1 protein-coding gene is annotated in these 1409 nt (G+C 39.5%); it reads left to right on the forward strand.

Annotated elements, in window-relative coordinates; all coding sequences use genetic code 11:
* Positions 1–99 precede the first annotated feature (99 nt).
* Positions 100–1251, forward strand: coding sequence for an ISAs1 family transposase (locus QT974_RS34370; RefSeq protein WP_333472818.1), 1152 nt, complete (start codon positions 100–102; stop codon positions 1249–1251).
* Positions 1252–1409 lie beyond the last annotated feature (158 nt).

The following is a 1409-nucleotide window of genomic DNA, read 5'->3' on the forward strand; positions in this document are numbered from 1 at the left end:
TAGGCAGGGTGGATTAATTGTCAGGGGGGAATGTATGATAGAAGACGTAATCAAGTCTGCCCCGTCCGGGTAGACTATCCCTGCTGTAATGAATTAACAATGAATTTAATTGAAGCAATTAAATCGGTTCCAGATCACAGACATCCTAGAGGTATTAGACATGAACTTTGGCTGATATTAACGATAATTTTGTTGGGTAGTTGCACGGGATATTGGGGGTATAAGCCCTTAGTAGAATTTACGAAAAATCATCGAAAAACTCTGATAAAATTATTCAAGCTCCCAAGTGATATTCGATTTCCATCAGACTCAACGTTTAGAAATATAATTCAATCATTAGATTTTGAGATATTAGCGGTTCTTTTTAATGTATGGTCTCAACAGAAATTGTCAATAGACGAAGGAGAATTGATGGCAATGGATGGAAAAGGCATAAAAAGCACCTCGGCAGGTGGTAACAGTTCTTACCAAAACTTTGTCAGTATGGTTTCGGTTTATAGTCACGCTCATGGATGGGTAGTTCGACATCAAGTCATAGAAAATAAACATAAAAGTGAAGTCGAAGTCGTACAAGAGCTAGTTCAAGAACTCTCGGGTAAAAAAGTAGTAATTACCCTCGACGCACTACACTGTCAAAAAAAAACACTTGCCTTAATTATTGAGAGTGGTAATGACTATATAGTTACGCTCAAAAAGAATCAATTAAATCTGTTTAAAGCAGCCAATAAATTAGTCAGCTCTACTAGGGCGACTGACGAAAATGAAATTTCTGAATGTATACATGGACGCACCACAACTCGCCACACCAAAATTTATCCAATTCCACCTGAATTATTGCCCCTTTGGGCGGGTGCAAAACATATAATTGTGGTCAGGAGATATGGGACTCGATGGGAGGGAAAAAAAAGTCGTCGCCATCTGGCTAATTTCGATGAAGTACACTATTATTTAAGTAGTCTAGATTGGTCAGCAAGTCAATTTGATAAGGCTATTCGTGGTCACTGGTTGATTGAGAATAGGCTGCATTGGGTTAAAGATGTGACGTTAAACGAGGATAACGATATTCGTTGTGGTGGCAATGCACCTGCTAATTGGGCAATGATTAGACAATTTTTGGTTTCATTGGCTCGCATGAAATGTACTCAGACTTTGCCCGAAGCTTTAAGATTGATGGCTAATCAAATTGAAGATTTGAGTGAGTTACTTTTTAATTTATCTAGTTCAGATAAACCTGTTAAGTGCCTTGCATAATGTCGGTCAATAGCCTTCTTAGCCTTGATTTAACCTCTCGACAATTAATCCACCCTGCTTATTAAGGGGGGCTAGGGGGATCGAGTTTCCGCCTAAAACCCACTGTCTCTCGGCTCACTCCGAAAGTCTAGATCCCCCTAAATCCCCCGATCGAAGGG

Source organism: Microcoleus sp. BM001215392, assembly GCF_036700185.1.
Classification (GTDB): domain Bacteria; phylum Cyanobacteriota; class Cyanobacteriia; order Cyanobacteriales; family Microcoleaceae; genus Microcoleus.

Excerpts from the sequence above, each read along its gene's own strand:
- QT974_RS34370 (WP_333472818.1), top strand. The coding sequence starts at position 100 with ATGAATTTAATTGAAGCAATTAAATCGGTTCCAGATCACAGACATCCT.